The sequence below is a fragment of the Acinetobacter sp. WA-87 genome (assembly GCF_039938935.1).
GTDB lineage: Bacteria > Pseudomonadota > Gammaproteobacteria > Pseudomonadales > Moraxellaceae > Acinetobacter > Acinetobacter seifertii.
The window spans coordinates 107,371-123,194 of record NZ_JBDUVF010000005.1 but is presented as its reverse complement, the minus strand read 5'-3'; the positions used below and the strand labels follow the sequence as shown (position 1 = coordinate 123,194).

The following is a 15,824-nucleotide window of genomic DNA, read 5'->3' as shown; positions in this document are numbered from 1 at the left end:
GCGACTATCGTATAATCTGCGTTTTTATAACGCTTAACTTTTTTAGGACTTTTTCCATGCGCGCAAGCCGCTTTTTATTTGCAACGTTGAGAGAAACCCCAAACGATGCTGAAGTGATTTCACATCAGCTCATGTTACGTGCGGGGATGATTCGTAAATTGGCATCTGGTTTATATACATGGCTGCCGATGGGAACACGTGTGCTTAAAAAAGTTGATGCGATTGTTCGTGAAGAAATGAATCGTTCAGGTGCTATGGAAGTGTTCATGCCCGTGACTCAACCCGCAAGCTTGTGGGAAGAATCAGGTCGTTATGAACAATACGGCCCTGAATTATTACGCTTCAAAGATCGTCACGACAACCCGTTTGTGCTTGGTCCTACACATGAAGAAGTAATTACCGATTTAGCACGTAACGAGCTAAAAAGTTATAAACAACTTCCTGTAAATTTCTATCAAATTCAAACCAAATTCCGTGATGAAATTCGTCCACGTTTTGGTGTAATGCGTTCACGCGAGTTCATTATGAAAGATGCTTATTCTTTCCATGCAACTCAAGAATCATTACAAGAAACTTATGATGTAATGTATGACACTTATAGCCGTATTTTTACTCGCTTAGGTTTAGACTTCCGCCCAGTACAAGCGGATACTGGCTCGATTGGTGGTTCAGCTTCACATGAGTTCCATGTATTGGCTTCAAGTGGTGAAGATGACATCGCATTTTCAACTGAATCTGATTATGCGGCAAACGTTGAAATGGCTGAGGCTGTTTTAGTGGGTGAGCGTGCAGCACCTACACAAGAATTTAAATTGGTTGAAACACCAAACCAAAAAACAATTGATGATGTTTGCCAATTCTTAAATGCTGATCCTAAACAATCAGTAAAAGCATTATTGGTTCAAGGTATTGCTGATGAAAAAGGCAATGTTCCTGTGGTTGCCCTATTCTTACGTGGCGATCACGAACTGAATGAAATTAAAGCTGAGAAGCATCCTTTAGTTGCTGCCCCTCTTACATTTGCAACTGAAGAGCAACTTCAAGCATTTGGTTTAACGGCTGGCTTTACAGGTCCACAAGGTTTAGTTGAAAAAGGCTTAACTGTTATTGTTGATCGCGCTGCATCTGTTCTTTCTGACTTCGTTGCTGGTGCAAATGAAGCTGACAAACACGCTGTGGGCGTAAACTGGGAACGTGATGCGCAAATCACTGAAGTCTTTGATTTACGTAATGTGGTTGAAGGCGACCCATCTCCAGATGGTAAAGGCACAATCCAAATTAAACGCGGTATTGAAGTAGGTCATATTTTCCAGCTTGGTACTAAGTACTCTGAAGCTTTAGGTTGTAAAGTTTTAGGTGAAGATGGTAAGCCATTTACAGTAACCATGGGATGCTACGGTATTGGTGTAACACGTGTAGTTGCAGCTGCAATTGAACAAAACTACGATGACAAAGGTATTATTTGGCCACAAGCGATTGCACCTTTTGAAATCGCAATTGTTCCAATGAATGCACACAAATCACCTCGTACTCTTGAAGCAGCTGAAGCACTTTATGCAGAACTTCAAGCTCAAGGTTTTGATGTATTACTTGATGACCGTAACGAACGTCCGGGCGTTAAATTCTCTGACCTTGAGTTAATGGGTATTCCACACCGTATCGTAATTGGTGAAAAAGGTCTTGATGCTGGTACTTTTGAATATAAAGGTCGTCGCGATGCTGAAGCGAGCAATTTAACCAAAGAAGAACTTGCAGCTAAATTAGCTCGTTAATAAATACATAAATAAAAAAGCAGCTTTTAGAAGCTGCTTTTTTACATTTAATTTTACGCCTCAACCGTTAAGTCTTTAATGGTTGCCGAAGATCCATTGGTTTTAACCGATTCAATTCCTTTGTCACGTGATGCTTCGCTCGCGTAGAACTGACTTGTACCAATAATTTGATGATTGGCTGCTTTTAAATTGAAGTAAGGTTTCCCATTCTTTGCAGTTAAACGGTCATATCGCCCATCGTCACCACTATTTTTTTGAACTGACTCAATACCATTGACTGCTGATGCTTTCGCTTTATATAGCTCACTATTTAAAATAATTTCGCCATTACCAGCCTTGAGTACAAAGCGATATTGTCCATCACTCGCTTGTGAAATCTCGTACCATCCTGCCATAAGAACCTCGTTTTTTTGTTGATGTGGGTATGACTTTCGTTATTATTCTGGACGAAAGTTATTTGTTATTGATGACAATATAAATGAGGTGTGTAATTTTAGATAGACTACTTTTTATACATTATCGTAATAAAATTATAAGGATGTTGAAAGTTAAAAAGGTAGAGGCTACATGAGCGCCCCTACCAAAATGTAATTAAAATTAACAAATTAAGCTTTTTTTACAAATTCAGATTTTAATTTCATCTGACCAATACCATCAATTTTGCAATCAATATTATGGCCATCACTTGCATCTGGAACTAAACGAATTGTTTTTACTTTTGTTCCCACTTTAACAACCGAAGATGAACCTTTAATTTTTAAGTCTTTTATCACAGTGACACTATCACCATCTGCCAAGACATTACCATTTGCATCTTTAATCACTTCTTGTTCATCAGCAATTGAAGCTTCCCCTTCCTTCCACTCATGTGAGCATTCAGGACAAATTAATAAGTCGCCGTCTTGATAGGTATATTCTGATTGGCATTTTGGGCAATTTGGCAAAGACATAAAAAAATCTCAAAAAGTATATTATGCGAGATATGACTCATTTTTTAAAGTTTTAAATAAAAGACTTTTACCAAAAAAAAATTTATATATTCATTTCTTCTCTTCCTCTAATAAATAGTCTCTTAAAATAATCGCATGGTTATGCTCCACATCTTTTGCCGAATATAAAAGAGTAACTTTATGCTTGGACACAATGTCTTGTAACTCTTTAACTGCTGGGTTTGATTCTAGTTCTTTTAAATAGCGCTGTTTGAACTCACTCCAATGCTCTAAGGACTCTACATGAAACCACTTACGCAGTTCAGTTGAGGGGGCTATTTCTTTTAACCATAAATCTAAATGGGCATTTTCTTTACTTATCCCTCGACTCCATAGCCGATCAACTAATATTCGTTTTCCATCATTGGCACTTACATGTTCATAAATTCTTTTAATGTGTATTTCCATCTCTTTTTCTCACTAGACAGCCTTATTGTTTAGGCCTCATCAACACATTTAATATTTTGTTCTCTTTTAATCGTAATTAAAAAGAAAAAAGTGAGTAGTTCTCTACTCACTTTTTTCTTTAGGGTGCCCAAATTTAAAAAGACGATTACTGATCTGGGATTTCGGCTTCTACTAACAGTGTTAATAACGACAAAGACTCCTGCCATCCTAAATAACACGCCTCTACAGGAATAACTTCCGGTATTCCTTCTTGGGTAATATGCACCTCTGTACCTACTAATACACTTTTTAATGTAATAGTCACCTGCATCGTACCAGGTAAATTTGCATCATCGAATTGATCGTTATAACGAATTAACTCATTTGGGATGAGTTCAATATAAGTTCCGCCAAATGAATGTGTTGATCCTGTCGAAAAGTTAGTAAAACTCATTTTGTATGAGCCACCTACATTTGAATCAAAACTATGAACTTTCGCAGTAAAACCGTGAGGAGCCATCCACTTAACTAAAGCATCTGGGTCTAGAAATGCGCGATAAACACGTTCAGCTGGTGCTTTAAATACGCGATGTAATTTTACTGTACCTGTTGCCATGATCTTCTCCTTATTTTTAATTCCATTTAAGTTATAGAAATAATGTTTACTAGCTTAAACTTTAGAAAGTGTTTTAACGTATATTTTTGGTGTTTTTTCAACCTAGTTAGCTTATTTTAAACAAAACTAAATTACGAAAACTAAGGCTGATTTTTTAGTAAAAATGGAGCAAAATAGTCAGCAATCATAATGAAACATATTGAATTTGAGATTAATCATGAGTCTGCTCGCTTTCTCCTCTTATGCATTAAACGGTGTAGATGCACAGAAGTTTTTACAAGGTCAAGTGACTGTCGATACTGAGCGTTTAGCTGAAAATGAAACACGCTATACAGCCATTTGTGATCTTAAAGGCCGTATTCACTTTGGCCTGTGGCTGAAAAAGCTGAATGCTGAAAGTTTTGAGATTGTTGTTACTCAAGATCAAGCTGAAGAGTTCGCCAAGCATATTAAAAAATATGGCGCATTTTCAAAAATGACTTTAAGTGAACAAGGCGCTGTGTTTCCAAAAGTTGTAAATGGTCACACTGAGTTCAGCTCTACAGAAACTGATGTTTCCGAATGGCAAAAACAAGCCATCATGACGGGGCAAGCATGGATTGCTCAAGCGACCGAACATGAGTTCCAACCACAAGAATTACGTTTACATCAACGTGAAGGCGTCAATTACGATAAAGGCTGTTACTTAGGTCAAGAAATTGTGGCACGCCTTTGGTTTAAAGCAAAACCCAAACACTGGTTGCATCTAGTTCAAGGTACAGGTGAAGCCCCTACTCCAGCTACTCAATTAAATAACGATATTGAAGTAGTAAATAGTACTCAAACCACTGACGGATATATTGCGTTGGTTGTTGCAAAACCAGCCGCTCTAGCTGAACTCGGTCTTCAAGTCCTCGATTTGCCAGAAGCATTAAGTGGTGATGTGGCTAGACCACAGTAATTATATTTAGTAAATAAAAAGCCCGTGGAGACTCTATGGGCTTTTTTATAGATACAAAATTCTAATAAATTCATTTAATTAGGGCATCAATTTTTTAATTTTTCTATGCCATCATAATCTAGGTTGAAATCTAAGAGAAAAAATATGAAAACTAAACTTGCTACACTCATGTTGAGTTTGGCTTTTTTCGGTTCTGCTCATGCTGATGTGAAAACACTTGAACAAAATCTGAAGACAAATTATCCAGACTTACCTGTAAAAGGTGTTTATCAATCACCTGTGCAAGGTATTTATGAAGTGTATACAAGCGGTCGTATTGTTTATACCAATCAAGATGCTAAATACTTTTTTGTAGGCAATTTAGTTGATATCAAACAACAAAAAAATATGACAGAAGAACGAATTGCCGAATTGGGTAAAATTGATGTCAAAAGCCTCCCCCTAAATCAGGCGATAAAATATGTAAAAGGTAAAGGTGAGCGTACTCTTTATATTTTCAGTGACCCAGATTGCCCTTACTGTCAGCGTTTAGAACAAAATATGGTTGGGGTGGATAACGTAACGGTATATGTATTCTTATATCCGCTGACCAGCTTGCACCCAAATGCTGAGAAAGTTGCAAATCAAATCTGGTGTTCAAAGAATCCGTCTGAAGCTTGGACCAATTATATGCTTAACCGCAAATTGCCAACTAATAGCAAAAGTTGCTCAAGCCCAATTCAAAAGAATATAGCTTTAGGCCAAAAATTAAATATCGATGGAACACCAACCCTGTTCTTGCAAGATGGACAAAGAATCTCTGGTGTACCAAGTGATGCAAAACAAATTGAAGCATTACTTAAGTCAGTAAAATAAGTCTATATGCCACTCTCTTAGCTAGAGTGGCATATCATTTTTCTCCACAGTTTGCTTTATAGACATCGTTTTATATACAAATCGGCTGTTTACTTTCATGCATCACTATTTATGATGAGAAGTTGAGTTGATTCAATACATCAACGGAATGATGTAGCTACGAAGTAAAAGGTTAAAAAGAAATGAAAAAATTACTCATCGCCAGCCTAATCGCCATTTCAAGTTCGTCCATTTTTGCGGCAGACAATACAGCATCTGTGGCAAAAAATGATGTCTTTAAACAGGCTGAACAATTGTATGCAGCAAAAAATTATCCTGCTGCTTTCCAAGAAGTCCAGCGTCTTGCACAGACAGGAAATGCTCAAGCGATCTATAACTTAGGCTATATGACGCAAATGGGCCAAGGTACTGCCAAAGATAATGCTAAAGCTCTGAAATATTATGAAGACGCCTCGAATAAAGGCTATGCTCAGGCCAGTTATAGACTTGCACAGATTTATGAAACTGGTGAATTAGGTGTTGCAAAAGATAGTAATAAATTTAGCCAATATGTACAGAAAGCATCAGCTCAAGGCTCTGATGATGCAACGGTAAAAATTGCGACCATTTTATTTGCTCAGAAAAAGCCACAGTCTCATCAAATTGCCCTTCAAAAGCTAGCGCCTTTAATTAGAAAAGGAAACTACCCTGCTATTCAAGTAAAGGCACTTTATGATATTAGCCAAGGGGTTGAAAATAAAAACCCTCTCATGAAACGCCAAGGCATTGAAGCTTTACAAGCAATTGCACAAAAAGGTTATGCACCAGCGTCTATGGCTTTAGCGACTATGATGGCAAATGGCAATATCATTCCACAAAATTTACCTGAGGCCAAAAAGATTTTTACTGAGCTTGCCAATCAAAATGTTCCTAACGCTAGAGAATCTTTAGCTTCAGTCGAAAAGATTATTGCTGAGAAGAATAAACAAGCTGCAGCCGCCCCTACGCAGCCAGCGCCTAAAAAATAGTAAAGAAACAATAGCCCCGTATGGGGCTTTTGTTTTACCACCACAAAGCGATAAGCCCACTTACTCCAATAAAACCAATAATGGTACTTATCATTAAAGGTGTTAACGCCTTTTCATTTAAACCGTATGCTTGTCCAAAAATACCAAAAGCAATTGGCATCGGCAGCGCTGCAATTAATGTTCCTGCATAAAGCATTTCACGACTTACATTTGGCAATAAAAGAAACAATCCAAAAATCACAGCTGGCATAAGAATGACATTAAACCCAGCTAACAATATACTTTGTAAATTCACGGCGGTAATTCCTATACCAACCAAACTGCCGCCAATAGCAAATAATGCTAAAGGTGAGGCTGTCTTTCCTAACAGTTCTAAAGCTTGCCCAAGTTTTAAAGGCAGATGAATACCGAGTAAAATACAGCTCATGCCAACCAAAATTGCAATAATTACAGGATTTTTAAGTAAATTAATAAATGTCTTTTTCAGCAAAGGAAAAAGCTGTTGCTGTTGATGTAATCCCGCTTCAGCCAAAATGAGCATTAAAGCGACGATTAATAAGTTTTCAATAATTAAAGTTAAAGATATATAGATTGCAGCATGACTACCCATGAGCATGGTCAAAATAGCGGTACCCATAAATCCTGTATTTGACATAGAAGCACCCATCGATATGACTGCACTATGGGTTAGGCTGTTTTTAAAAAGCTTTCGATAAATAATAAAAGCAAGAAAAAACAAGATTAAAGAGCCGCCACCATAAGCAATAAAATAAGCTGGGTGCAAAATCTCTTGTAAATTTTTATTGGCTAAAGACTGAATTAAAAATGCAGGAAGAGCAATTTTAATAACAAATGCACTCAGGGCCCTAATCTGCTCAGGTGTTACCAATTTAATGAGGACACTGCAGTACCCCATCAACAATAAAATCAAAATTGGTAAAATTACCTGAAAAACCACAGAATGCTCCCTCACTCATCTGAAAATAAAAACGGGCAAATCTTAATTTGCCCGCTGATCAACTAAAAAGAATCAAAAAGCTGTTTTAATCCATGTGGTTGACAACGCAAATACTGAGGTGCAATTTTAACTTTTGCTCCCAATGTAGCTGCTGCATGCCACGGCCAACGTGGGTCATATAACATAGCACGAGCAAGGCCAATTGCATCAGCTTGCTGAGTTTCTAAAATTTCTTCAGCATGTTCTGGCTCGGTAATCAGTCCTACTGCAATCACAGGAATAGACACATGCTTCTTAACCTGTTTGGCAAACGGAACTTGGTAGCCAGCTCCAATGGTAATATTTTGATGTTCATGTAAACCACCGCTAGACACATGAATATAAGCGGCTCCCAGTTGCTCTAAAGCTTTTGATAACCCAACTGTAGATTCAATATCCCATTGTTCATTGCCATCCATCCAGTCAGTTGCAGATAGACGTACTCCTACTGGATAGCCTTCAGGCACCGCGAGTTTAATTGCCTGAAGTACTTCAAGCGCCATACGCATACGGTTTTCTAAAGAACCACCATATTCGTCTGTGCGTTGATTGGCAATTGGCGATAAAAACTGATGCAACAAGTAACCATGCGCTGCATGTACTTCGATTAGCTCAAAGCCAGCTTCTACTGCACGTTTTGCCGCAGCAGCAAAGTCTTGTTGAACTTGCTTTATCTCATCAATGCTTAACGCATGTGGTGCTGCATCATGAACCGAAAAAGTACTTGTACTTGGGGCAACCGTTTGCCAGCCATGTGGCTGATTTTTTGCAAGTTGGCCTTTACCCAACCACGGCTTTTCAGTCGATGCTTTACGACCAGCATGTGCTAACTGAATTCCAAATGGCATAGGAGAAAGTGTTTTAACTTTCCCCAATAAAGTTTTGATCTGGTCACGTTGCTGGTCATTCCAAAGGCCAAGATCTGCGTAACTAATTCGACCTTCCGCTTGTACAGCCGTAGCTTCCACAATACATAGCCCAGCTCCTGACAATGCGTAATTTGCCCATTGCTGCTCATGCCAATAAGTAATTTCGCCTTCATCGGTTGCCGAATACTGACACATTGGGGCAATTACAATTCTATTGACCAGTTGTAGTGAATCAAAATTAACCGTTTCAAATAATTTTGCCATTTTAAATTCCTAGAATTGTTTAATTACACGTAAACCTGCACTCCAGTTACGCCCATCCGCAGGCTCAAAGTAACGATCATTACCATCATTTACAATCACTGAACCTGCATAGTTTTTATCAAACAAGTTGTCTACACGGGCAAAGCTTTTGACTTTCCAATCACCTAAATCCCATGCATAACCAATATTTGCTGAAGTTACACTGTAGCTCGGTGCTGCGTCACTGTTGGTATCATTCACGTATACTTTGTCCATATACTGTACTTCTATACCACCATATAGACCGTGCGATGGCTGCCATGCCAAAGAGGCATAAGCTTGGTTTTTAGCAATACCCGGAATCGCATTTCCTGATGGAATTTGAGCAATATTTCCTAAAGCTGGAATATCAGCATCAAATGTCGCATCTAAATAGGCATAGCTTGCAGTCGCGGTTAAGTCTCGCCATAACTTTTTATTCCATGCAAACTCTACTCCTTCACGTAAGGTTTTATCTGCATTACGGAAGGTTGCACGTCCGTTTGAGCTTCCCGCTGCAACAATGTCATTCTTCGTTTTGGTTTGAAAAACCGCCAACGTAAAATCACCTAATTGGTTTTGTGACTTTAAGCCAGCCTCATAGGTATCACTCGTTGATGGTCTTAAATCAAAGTTAAAACCTGGCTTTGTCGTATCAGTTTGATATGCCATTTCAGTAAAGGTCGGTGTTTCAAACCCTTTGGCATAACTTACATATGCCATGAGCTCAGGTAAAATTTGCCAGCTTAAAGCAGCAGAAGGTAAAACTTTATCGTAATCGGTCTTCCCACTATCGTCGCCATTACTTAAATAGTTATCTTTAGATTTGTAATGCACATTGCTGTAGCGCACACCTGTATCTAAACGCCATGTGGGTAAGAACTGCCATGAAGCTTGTAAATATGGATCGATATTCCACAAAGTATTGTCTTCATCACGACGTAATTTACCTTTAACACCGTAAGAAGGCTGACCATTTACTAAATTAAAATTTTCATAACCTTTACGGTCTTCATCCATCGCATCGAGTGCAACCCCTAAACTTACTGTCGTATTTGGCAGCAGTTCTTTACCTGTCCAACGGAAATCAGCACCATAATAATTACGTTCAAAATCGATCACGCCACCAGCATGATTAATACTGGCATCTTGTGTCGATTTAGGTATAGATTGATACTGAGTAACTTGACGGTTGCCTAAATACGCCATGGCATAGAGTTCATTTTTATCATTAATTGGCTTAGACCATGTCACCCCTGTTTGGGTTTGCTCAATGTCTTTACGAACATTAAATTGCTTTAAAAACGGAACTTGTTGCTTTGGATTAGCATTCCATTGATCATGTGTTAAACCCTGTGGATCATCTGCATTGATTTTGACATAGTTAGTCACCCAGTTGATTTTGCTACCATCATCAAGATTCCAACTGAGCTTGGCATTATTTAATATTTTTTCTGCACCACTATGTTCTCGGTAACCATCCGTATCGAAGTAAGATGAACTAATAATATAACTTGGCTCATTCGCACCCTTTGCACCACCTTGTAGTACTAACCCTGCTCGGCTTTTATTGTGGCTACCTCCCGAATAGCTCAGCTCAATTGAGTCTTTGCCTTGTCCTTCTTTAGTAGAAGTTAAAATTGTCCCACCTGATGAGTTTCCATAAAGTGAAGAAAAAGGTCCCGTTAGAGCTTCAACATGGTCTAGACTACTTAAATCAATATTAGAGGTTTGACCTTGCCCATCTGGCATTGTTGCGGGAATACCATCCACATATAGACGAATACCTCGGACACCAAAAGTAGAACGTGCACCAAAACCACGCATAGATAGCTGCAAATCTTGCGCATAATTTTCACGATTACGAATCTGTAAGCTCGGTATACCTTTCACAACTTCAGTTAAATTCACTTGTGAAGAGCTATCAGCTTGAGGTGCATCTATTCGAAAAACTGAAGCAGGTGTTTGTAAGTAAGTGGTATCGGTACGCGTTGCTTCCACATGTAAAGTAGGCAATTTGGCAACGTCTGAATTTAGGTCTTCTGCCCATACAATTGGACTAGAAATACAGCCCATACTCATCAAAATACAGTAATGAAGTCGGTCTAAGCGTAATAAGGACATGCTTATTTCCTTTATTTATATTGTAGTTATCATAACAAAAAGTGGTGTCTTGTCTGGATATTGAATCCGATCTGCATTGTTGTAAATCTAGAACACTATATCGTTATTTAAAAATTAATTTCTAAATTTGGATTATCGGCTCAAAGATGGATGATCTTTCCAGCAATACCGTTCAGGCCAGTCTTTTGCCTCTTCAGCATAGTCAATTCCAATACGTGGTGTTAAAACAACTTCTGGTTGTTTAGTGGCTGCTTCAATCCATAGTCCAGATTCTTCACCTAAAGTCTGACCTTTTAAACTACGGTCAATGCCCAAATAACGCGTCAGTTTGCCCGGACCAGCTAAAAGCTTATATTCTTTTTTGGTTGAAGCATTACTTAAAAATACAGCCCGAATCATTACTCCTTCAGGCACACCTTCTGTTTGAGTAATAATATTAAGCATTTCATACATGCCATAAATTAGGTAGACGTAAATACTACCACCATGGCCATACATTACCTCAGTTCGAGCTGTTCGTTTATCATTGTAACTATGGCAAGCTTTATCTCGAACGCCCAAATAAGCTTCTGTTTCACTAATTGTGCAACGGATGATTTGACCATCGGGCTGTCGCTTACATAATACACAGCCGATCAAATCATAAGCCACTTCTGAAGTTTCTCGTTGAAACCAGCTTAATGGTAAAATATCTGACATAGTATTCTCTGAAATATTACATACCACACGTTATACTTGATTAATCCAGTATATCTGTTAATTCTGCGAGTTGGCATGCCTGAGTTACCCGAAGTCGAAACCACCAAAACCAGTTTATTTCCCTTATTGAATCAAAAAGTTCAAAGTGTAGAAGTCCGCAACTCTAGCTTACGCTGGCCTATGCCAGATGATATTCAAAAACTTGCTGGGCAACGTCTCATTGGGTTAAATCGACGTTCAAAATATATTTTGGCAGAGTTTGAACAAGATCAAATGCTTTGGCATTTAGGCATGTCAGGAAGCTTTCGTCTGACCGAGCCAAATGACGAACTAAGAAAACATGACCACCTGATTATTCAATTTGAAGATCAGCAATTACGTTACCATGACCCTCGTCGTTTCGGTTGCATCCTTTGGCTTAACCCTGAAACTCAAGGCAAACTCATAGATACTTTGGGACCAGAACCTTTAAGTACTGATTTTCATGCAGAATATTTAGCTTCTAAGCTCAAGAATAAATCTGTCGGCATAAAAATTGCACTTATGGATAATCATGTAGTGGTTGGTGTAGGCAATATTTATGCAACTGAAAGCTTATTTAATGTTGGCATTCATCCAGCTCAGCCTGCTGGCGATTTGACTATGCAACAAATTGAAAAACTCGTTGTCGAGATTAAACGCATTTTAAAATCGGCAATTGATTTAGGTGGCTCGACTTTACGTGATTACAGTAATGCCATGGGTGAAAATGGTTATTTCCAGCAAACACTTCTGGCTTATGGTCGTGCTGGAGAAATGTGTGTTAACTGTGAAACCACATTAGAAAACTTAAAACTCGGTCAGCGTGCCAGTGTATTTTGCCCACAGTGCCAACCACTTAAAAAGCTGAGAAAGCCTTAATTTTTTGGAGGAAGACAAAATGCAAACAGCAATTGTCCGACATATTTTAGTCAAAGATAAAGACTTAGCTGAACAGCTAAAAAAGAAGCTACAAAGTGGTGCAGACTTTGCCAAACTTGCCAAGCAATATTCCACCTGCAATTCAGCTAAACGTGGCGGTGAACTTGGCGAAGTTAAAAAAGGTCAATTAGTACCCGTCATCGACAAAGTTGTCTTTACAGCTGCTGAACGCGTGTTGCAAGGTCCTATTAAAAGCCAGTTTGGCTATCATCTTTTAGAAGTTAAATTCCGAATGGGCAACTTACGCTGATTCCATTAATTTAATTATGGTTTTCAGTAGATTGAGCCTGTGCATTCATTTGATATGTCCAGGCTTTAATATATTCACCCGACTCTAGTTTTACATCTGCGATGACACGCTGGTATTGAAAACCTTCAAAATCATCCAGCATCTGCCAGTTTTCAGCAAGTTTTTCTGTGCTAAACACATAACCATCTATCCAATCGGCTTGCGAATCTAACTCAAGTGCTTTTAAACCCTTGTCTGGACCCCAATCTAAAATATGAATCACGCCTCTTACACTGGCTTTTATCCAGTGACCATCGATTTGTTCTAAAATATGAGCATTAGCTTGATTCGGACATAAAGTGCCATATACAAATAGCTGATTCATTAATTTTTTCCTCTTTAACCATATGCTCAGTCAAATTACTTGCTAACTATATAATTTTATCAATTTATAGAGCCATATTTACAATTAAAAAGATTCATTAATAAAAAACGGTACACTAGGTACCGTTTTTTTATTTTAAATCTGCTTAAGCTTTCTTTTTCAACTCATCACGAATTTCGCGCAGTAATTGCACGTCTTCAGGCGTTGCAGCTGGAGCTTCTGGCTCATTCTTATCACGGCGAAGTCTATTTAATAATTTCACCATTAAGAATACAACCCAAGCCAAAATAAGGAAGTTAATTAAAATGGTCAGGAAGTTACCATAAGTTAATACATTGACACCTGCCTTTTGTAAGGCATCCAAAGATTGTAAATTATTAGGGTTTGCACCTAACACAATGAATTTTTGTGTAAAATCAACGCCACCACCAGTAATTACACTGATAATTGGCATGATAATATCTTTCACCAAAGAGTCCACGATTTTGCCAAAAGCACCACCAATAATCACACCAATGGCTAAATCCATCATATTGCCTTTAATAGCAAATTCTTTAAATTCTTGAATAATACTCATCTAAACATCTCCAGATGTCGGGGGGCCGAAACACGTCATATTTTTCTTTTTCATTGGCATCTTATCGAATTAGATAGTACTCGCCATGATATTGATAATTTAATATTTTTATCAAAAAAAAGAAAACTATCTCACACTTTAACAACATATTCGTTTATAAGAAAAATATGAATTTAAGGTTAATTTAATTTCAAATATAACAATTAAAAAAACCGCTAAATTAATTTAGCGGTTTTTTCTTTTTCAATTAAGAAAAATTATTTATCACGGTTACGTTTACGTTCGTTTTCAGTCAAGTAACGTTTACGGATACGGATTGATTTAGGTGTTACTTCTACTAACTCGTCATCTTCAATGAATTCAAGCGCTTGTTCAAGCGTATATTCAATTGCAGGTACTAAAGTTAAAGCATCATCTGTACCAGATGCACGAACGTTAGTTAATTGTTTCGCTTTAGTTGGGTTTACAACCATATCGTCTGAACGAGAGTTAATACCCACGATCATACCTTCGTAAACTTCTAACTGTGGCTTAGCAAATAAACGACCACGGTCTTGTAAGCTGAACAATGCATAGCCCAAGCAAGTACCTTGAACCATAGAAATCAACACACCGTTTTGACGCTTCGCAACAGTACCTTGTTTAACAGGACCATAATGCGAGAAGCTTGAAGTCATGATCCCTGTACCAGAAGTCATGGTCAAGAATTCAGAACGGAAACCGATTAGACCACGTGAAGGCACAGTCGCTTCAATACGGATACGGCCTTTACCGTCAACTTCCATATTAGTCATTTCGCCTTTACGGTGACCCATTTGTTCCATTACAGCACCTTGATGCTGTTCTTCAACGTCAAACGTTACGTTTTCGTAAGGTTCTTGTCTTTCACCATCAATTTCTTTGATGATTACTTGTGGACGTGATACGCCCATTTCAAAGCCTTCACGACGCATGTTTTCAATTAAAACTGAAAGGTGAAGTTCACCACGGCCAGATACTTTGAAACGGTCTGGACTGTCAGTATCTTCAACACGTAAAGCCACGTTATGAATTAATTCGCGATCAAGACGTTCACGGATATTACGTGAAGTTACGAATTTACCTTCTTTACCAGCAAACGGAGAGTTGTTTACTTGGAAAGTCATAGATACCGTAGGTTCATCTACAGATAAAGCTGGTAATGCTTCAACATTTTTCGGATCACAGATTGTGTCAGAAATGTTAAGTGCATCAATACCAGTAATACATACGATGTCACCAGCAGATGCTGAATCTACATCAATACGCTCTAAACCGTGGTAACCCATGATTTTTAAAATACGACCGTTACGTGTATTGCCATCTTTGTCAATTACAGTAACAGGAGTGTTTAATTTTACTGAACCACGTTGAATACGACCAACACCGATAACGCCTACGAAGCTGTTATAGTCAAGTGATGAAATCTGCATTTGGAATGGACCATCAACGTCAACTGCTGGTGGTTCAACGATGTCTACAATCGTTTCGAACAACGGAGTCATGTCTTCTGCAAGTTCTTCAGGAGCTGGACCCGCTACACCACGTAAACCTGATGCATAAACGATTGGGAAATCTAATTGCTCATCAGTTGCACCAAGGTTATCAAACAAATCAAATACTTGATCGATTACCCAGTCTGGACGTGCACTTGGTTTATCAACTTTGTTGATAATAACGATTGGCTTCAAACCACGAGCAAAGGCTTTTTGCGTTACAAAACGAGTTTGTGGCATTGGGCCTTCTTGAGAGTCAACAAGAAGTAATACGCAGTCAACCATCGACATAACACGTTCTACTTCACCACCGAAGTCGGCGTGTCCCGGGGTGTCCACGATGTTGATACGGTAAGTTGTATCAGTACGCTTATCCAACCAAGTAATAGAAGTATTTTTCGCTAAAATGGTAATACCACGTTCACTTTCAAGCGCATTCGAGTCCATGACACGCTCAATCTCGCCTGCTCGGTCACCGAGAGCACCTGATTGCTGAAGTAGTTTATCGACAAGTGTGGTTTTCCCGTGGTCGACGTGCGCAATAATTGCGATATTACGGAGATTTTTGATATCTGACATGAAAATTAGAAACGCCTGAAATTTGAGGGCAAATTATACAGAA

At 38.5% G+C, this 15,824-nt stretch carries 17 protein-coding genes; 6 read left to right on the top strand and 11 right to left on the bottom strand.

Features of this window, described 5'->3' with window-relative positions:
* Window positions 1–56 precede the first annotated feature (56 nt).
* Window positions 57–1,772, top strand: a complete 1,716-nt coding sequence (locus ABFY81_RS14785; protein WP_039253228.1) for a proline--tRNA ligase — start codon at window positions 57–59, stop codon at window positions 1,770–1,772.
* Window positions 1,773–1,825: 53 nt separating this feature from the next.
* Here ABFY81_RS14785 and ABFY81_RS14780 read toward each other — a convergent pair whose 3' ends face one another.
* The 4 genes from ABFY81_RS14780 to ABFY81_RS14765 all read right to left on the bottom strand — a co-directional run bounded on the left by ABFY81_RS14780 (window position 1,826) and on the right by ABFY81_RS14765 (window position 3,767).
* Complete coding sequence (locus ABFY81_RS14780; RefSeq protein WP_068936816.1) at window positions 1,826–2,167, bottom strand: YegP family protein; 342 nt, start codon at window positions 2,165–2,167, stop codon at window positions 1,826–1,828.
* 210 nt (window positions 2,168–2,377) lie between these two features.
* Window positions 2,378–2,722: a zinc ribbon domain-containing protein YjdM gene (locus ABFY81_RS14775; protein WP_019457546.1), complete on the bottom strand. Its 345-nt coding sequence runs from the start codon at window positions 2,720–2,722 to the stop codon at window positions 2,378–2,380.
* Between the two features lie 90 nt (window positions 2,723–2,812).
* Window positions 2,813–3,169: a DUF488 domain-containing protein gene (locus ABFY81_RS14770; RefSeq protein WP_347914059.1), complete on the bottom strand. Its 357-nt coding sequence runs from the start codon at window positions 3,167–3,169 to the stop codon at window positions 2,813–2,815.
* 145 nt (window positions 3,170–3,314) lie between these two features.
* The gene (locus ABFY81_RS14765) at window positions 3,315–3,767 is read right to left on the bottom strand and encodes an SRPBCC family protein (protein ID WP_347914108.1); all 453 of its coding nucleotides are present in this window, start codon (window positions 3,765–3,767) and stop codon (window positions 3,315–3,317) included.
* A gap of 214 nt (window positions 3,768–3,981) precedes the next feature.
* On the opposite strand from ABFY81_RS14765, the gene ABFY81_RS14760 reads away from it, so the two are divergent.
* The 3 genes from ABFY81_RS14760 (at window position 3,982) to ABFY81_RS14750 (ending at window position 6,566) form a co-directional block, all read left to right on the top strand.
* Complete coding sequence (locus ABFY81_RS14760; RefSeq protein WP_200027387.1) at window positions 3,982–4,704, top strand: folate-binding Fe/S cluster repair protein; 723 nt, start codon at window positions 3,982–3,984, stop codon at window positions 4,702–4,704.
* Between the two features lie 144 nt (window positions 4,705–4,848).
* Window positions 4,849–5,559, top strand: coding sequence for a DsbC family protein (locus ABFY81_RS14755; RefSeq protein ID WP_004705753.1), 711 nt, complete (start codon window positions 4,849–4,851; stop codon window positions 5,557–5,559).
* A 182-nt stretch (window positions 5,560–5,741) separates the two neighbouring features.
* Window positions 5,742–6,566 carry a tetratricopeptide repeat protein gene (locus ABFY81_RS14750; RefSeq protein WP_347914058.1) on the top strand — a complete coding sequence of 275 codons (825 nt, stop codon included), beginning with the start codon at window positions 5,742–5,744 and terminating at the stop codon, window positions 6,564–6,566.
* A 34-nt stretch (window positions 6,567–6,600) separates the two neighbouring features.
* Here the strand turns inward: ABFY81_RS14750 and ABFY81_RS14745 are convergent, their stop codons facing one another.
* The 4 genes from ABFY81_RS14745 to ABFY81_RS14730 all read right to left on the bottom strand — a co-directional run bounded on the left by ABFY81_RS14745 (window position 6,601) and on the right by ABFY81_RS14730 (window position 11,537).
* Window positions 6,601–7,524, bottom strand: coding sequence for an AEC family transporter (locus ABFY81_RS14745; protein WP_191010426.1), 924 nt, complete (start codon window positions 7,522–7,524; stop codon window positions 6,601–6,603).
* A 62-nt stretch (window positions 7,525–7,586) separates the two neighbouring features.
* Window positions 7,587–8,696 (bottom strand): NADH:flavin oxidoreductase/NADH oxidase, encoded by a 1,110-nt coding sequence (locus ABFY81_RS14740; RefSeq protein ID WP_347914057.1) that lies wholly within the window; start codon window positions 8,694–8,696, stop codon window positions 7,587–7,589.
* A 9-nt stretch (window positions 8,697–8,705) separates the two neighbouring features.
* Window positions 8,706–10,838, bottom strand: a complete 2,133-nt coding sequence (locus tag ABFY81_RS14735) for a TonB-dependent receptor (RefSeq protein WP_191010428.1) — start codon at window positions 10,836–10,838, stop codon at window positions 8,706–8,708.
* A 132-nt stretch (window positions 10,839–10,970) separates the two neighbouring features.
* Window positions 10,971–11,537, bottom strand: a complete 567-nt coding sequence (locus tag ABFY81_RS14730; RefSeq protein WP_004705748.1) for a DNA-3-methyladenine glycosylase — start codon at window positions 11,535–11,537, stop codon at window positions 10,971–10,973.
* A gap of 75 nt (window positions 11,538–11,612) precedes the next feature.
* On the opposite strand from ABFY81_RS14730, the gene mutM reads away from it, so the two are divergent.
* Both mutM and ABFY81_RS14720 read left to right on the top strand, forming a co-directional pair.
* Complete coding sequence (gene mutM / locus ABFY81_RS14725) at window positions 11,613–12,437, top strand: bifunctional DNA-formamidopyrimidine glycosylase/DNA-(apurinic or apyrimidinic site) lyase (protein WP_191010429.1); 825 nt, start codon at window positions 11,613–11,615, stop codon at window positions 12,435–12,437.
* Between the two features lie 19 nt (window positions 12,438–12,456).
* On the top strand, window positions 12,457–12,747 hold the full coding sequence (locus tag ABFY81_RS14720) for a peptidylprolyl isomerase (RefSeq protein WP_077165601.1): 291 nt from the start codon (window positions 12,457–12,459) through the stop codon (window positions 12,745–12,747).
* A gap of 10 nt (window positions 12,748–12,757) precedes the next feature.
* Here the strand turns inward: ABFY81_RS14720 and ABFY81_RS14715 are convergent, their stop codons facing one another.
* From ABFY81_RS14715 to typA, 3 genes are all read right to left on the bottom strand, one after another.
* Entirely contained in the window at window positions 12,758–13,111 is a 354-nt protein-coding gene (locus tag ABFY81_RS14715) for a gamma-glutamylcyclotransferase family protein (protein WP_068936797.1), read from the bottom strand.
* A gap of 145 nt (window positions 13,112–13,256) precedes the next feature.
* Complete coding sequence (gene mscL / locus ABFY81_RS14710) at window positions 13,257–13,688, bottom strand: large conductance mechanosensitive channel protein MscL (RefSeq protein ID WP_004705743.1); 432 nt, start codon at window positions 13,686–13,688, stop codon at window positions 13,257–13,259.
* 257 nt (window positions 13,689–13,945) lie between these two features.
* Window positions 13,946–15,781: a translational GTPase TypA gene (gene typA, locus ABFY81_RS14705; protein WP_004705742.1), complete on the bottom strand. Its 1,836-nt coding sequence runs from the start codon at window positions 15,779–15,781 to the stop codon at window positions 13,946–13,948.
* Between the last annotated feature and the right edge of the window lie 43 nt (window positions 15,782–15,824).

Excerpts from the sequence above, each read along its gene's own strand:
- ABFY81_RS14775 (WP_019457546.1), bottom strand. The coding sequence starts at position 2,722 with ATGTCTTTGCCAAATTGCCCAAAATGCCAATCAGAATATACCTATCAA.
- ABFY81_RS14740 (WP_347914057.1), bottom strand. The coding sequence starts at position 8,696 with ATGGCAAAATTATTTGAAACGGTTAATTTTGATTCACTACAACTGGTC.
- ABFY81_RS14780 (WP_068936816.1), bottom strand. The coding sequence starts at position 2,167 with ATGGCAGGATGGTACGAGATTTCACAAGCGAGTGATGGACAATATCGC.
- ABFY81_RS14770 (WP_347914059.1), bottom strand. The coding sequence starts at position 3,169 with ATGGAAATACACATTAAAAGAATTTATGAACATGTAAGTGCCAATGAT.
- ABFY81_RS14760 (WP_200027387.1), top strand. The coding sequence starts at position 3,982 with ATGAGTCTGCTCGCTTTCTCCTCTTATGCATTAAACGGTGTAGATGCA.
- ABFY81_RS14735 (WP_191010428.1), bottom strand. The coding sequence starts at position 10,838 with ATGTCCTTATTACGCTTAGACCGACTTCATTACTGTATTTTGATGAGT.
- ABFY81_RS14720 (WP_077165601.1), top strand. The coding sequence starts at position 12,457 with ATGCAAACAGCAATTGTCCGACATATTTTAGTCAAAGATAAAGACTTA.
- mscL (WP_004705743.1), bottom strand. The coding sequence starts at position 13,688 with ATGAGTATTATTCAAGAATTTAAAGAATTTGCTATTAAAGGCAATATG.
- ABFY81_RS14750 (WP_347914058.1), top strand. The coding sequence starts at position 5,742 with ATGAAAAAATTACTCATCGCCAGCCTAATCGCCATTTCAAGTTCGTCC.
- ABFY81_RS14715 (WP_068936797.1), bottom strand. The coding sequence starts at position 13,111 with ATGAATCAGCTATTTGTATATGGCACTTTATGTCCGAATCAAGCTAAT.
- ABFY81_RS14755 (WP_004705753.1), top strand. The coding sequence starts at position 4,849 with ATGAAAACTAAACTTGCTACACTCATGTTGAGTTTGGCTTTTTTCGGT.
- ABFY81_RS14730 (WP_004705748.1), bottom strand. The coding sequence starts at position 11,537 with ATGTCAGATATTTTACCATTAAGCTGGTTTCAACGAGAAACTTCAGAA.
- ABFY81_RS14785 (WP_039253228.1), top strand. The coding sequence starts at position 57 with ATGCGCGCAAGCCGCTTTTTATTTGCAACGTTGAGAGAAACCCCAAAC.
- mutM (WP_191010429.1), top strand. The coding sequence starts at position 11,613 with ATGCCTGAGTTACCCGAAGTCGAAACCACCAAAACCAGTTTATTTCCC.
- typA (WP_004705742.1), bottom strand. The coding sequence starts at position 15,781 with ATGTCAGATATCAAAAATCTCCGTAATATCGCAATTATTGCGCACGTC.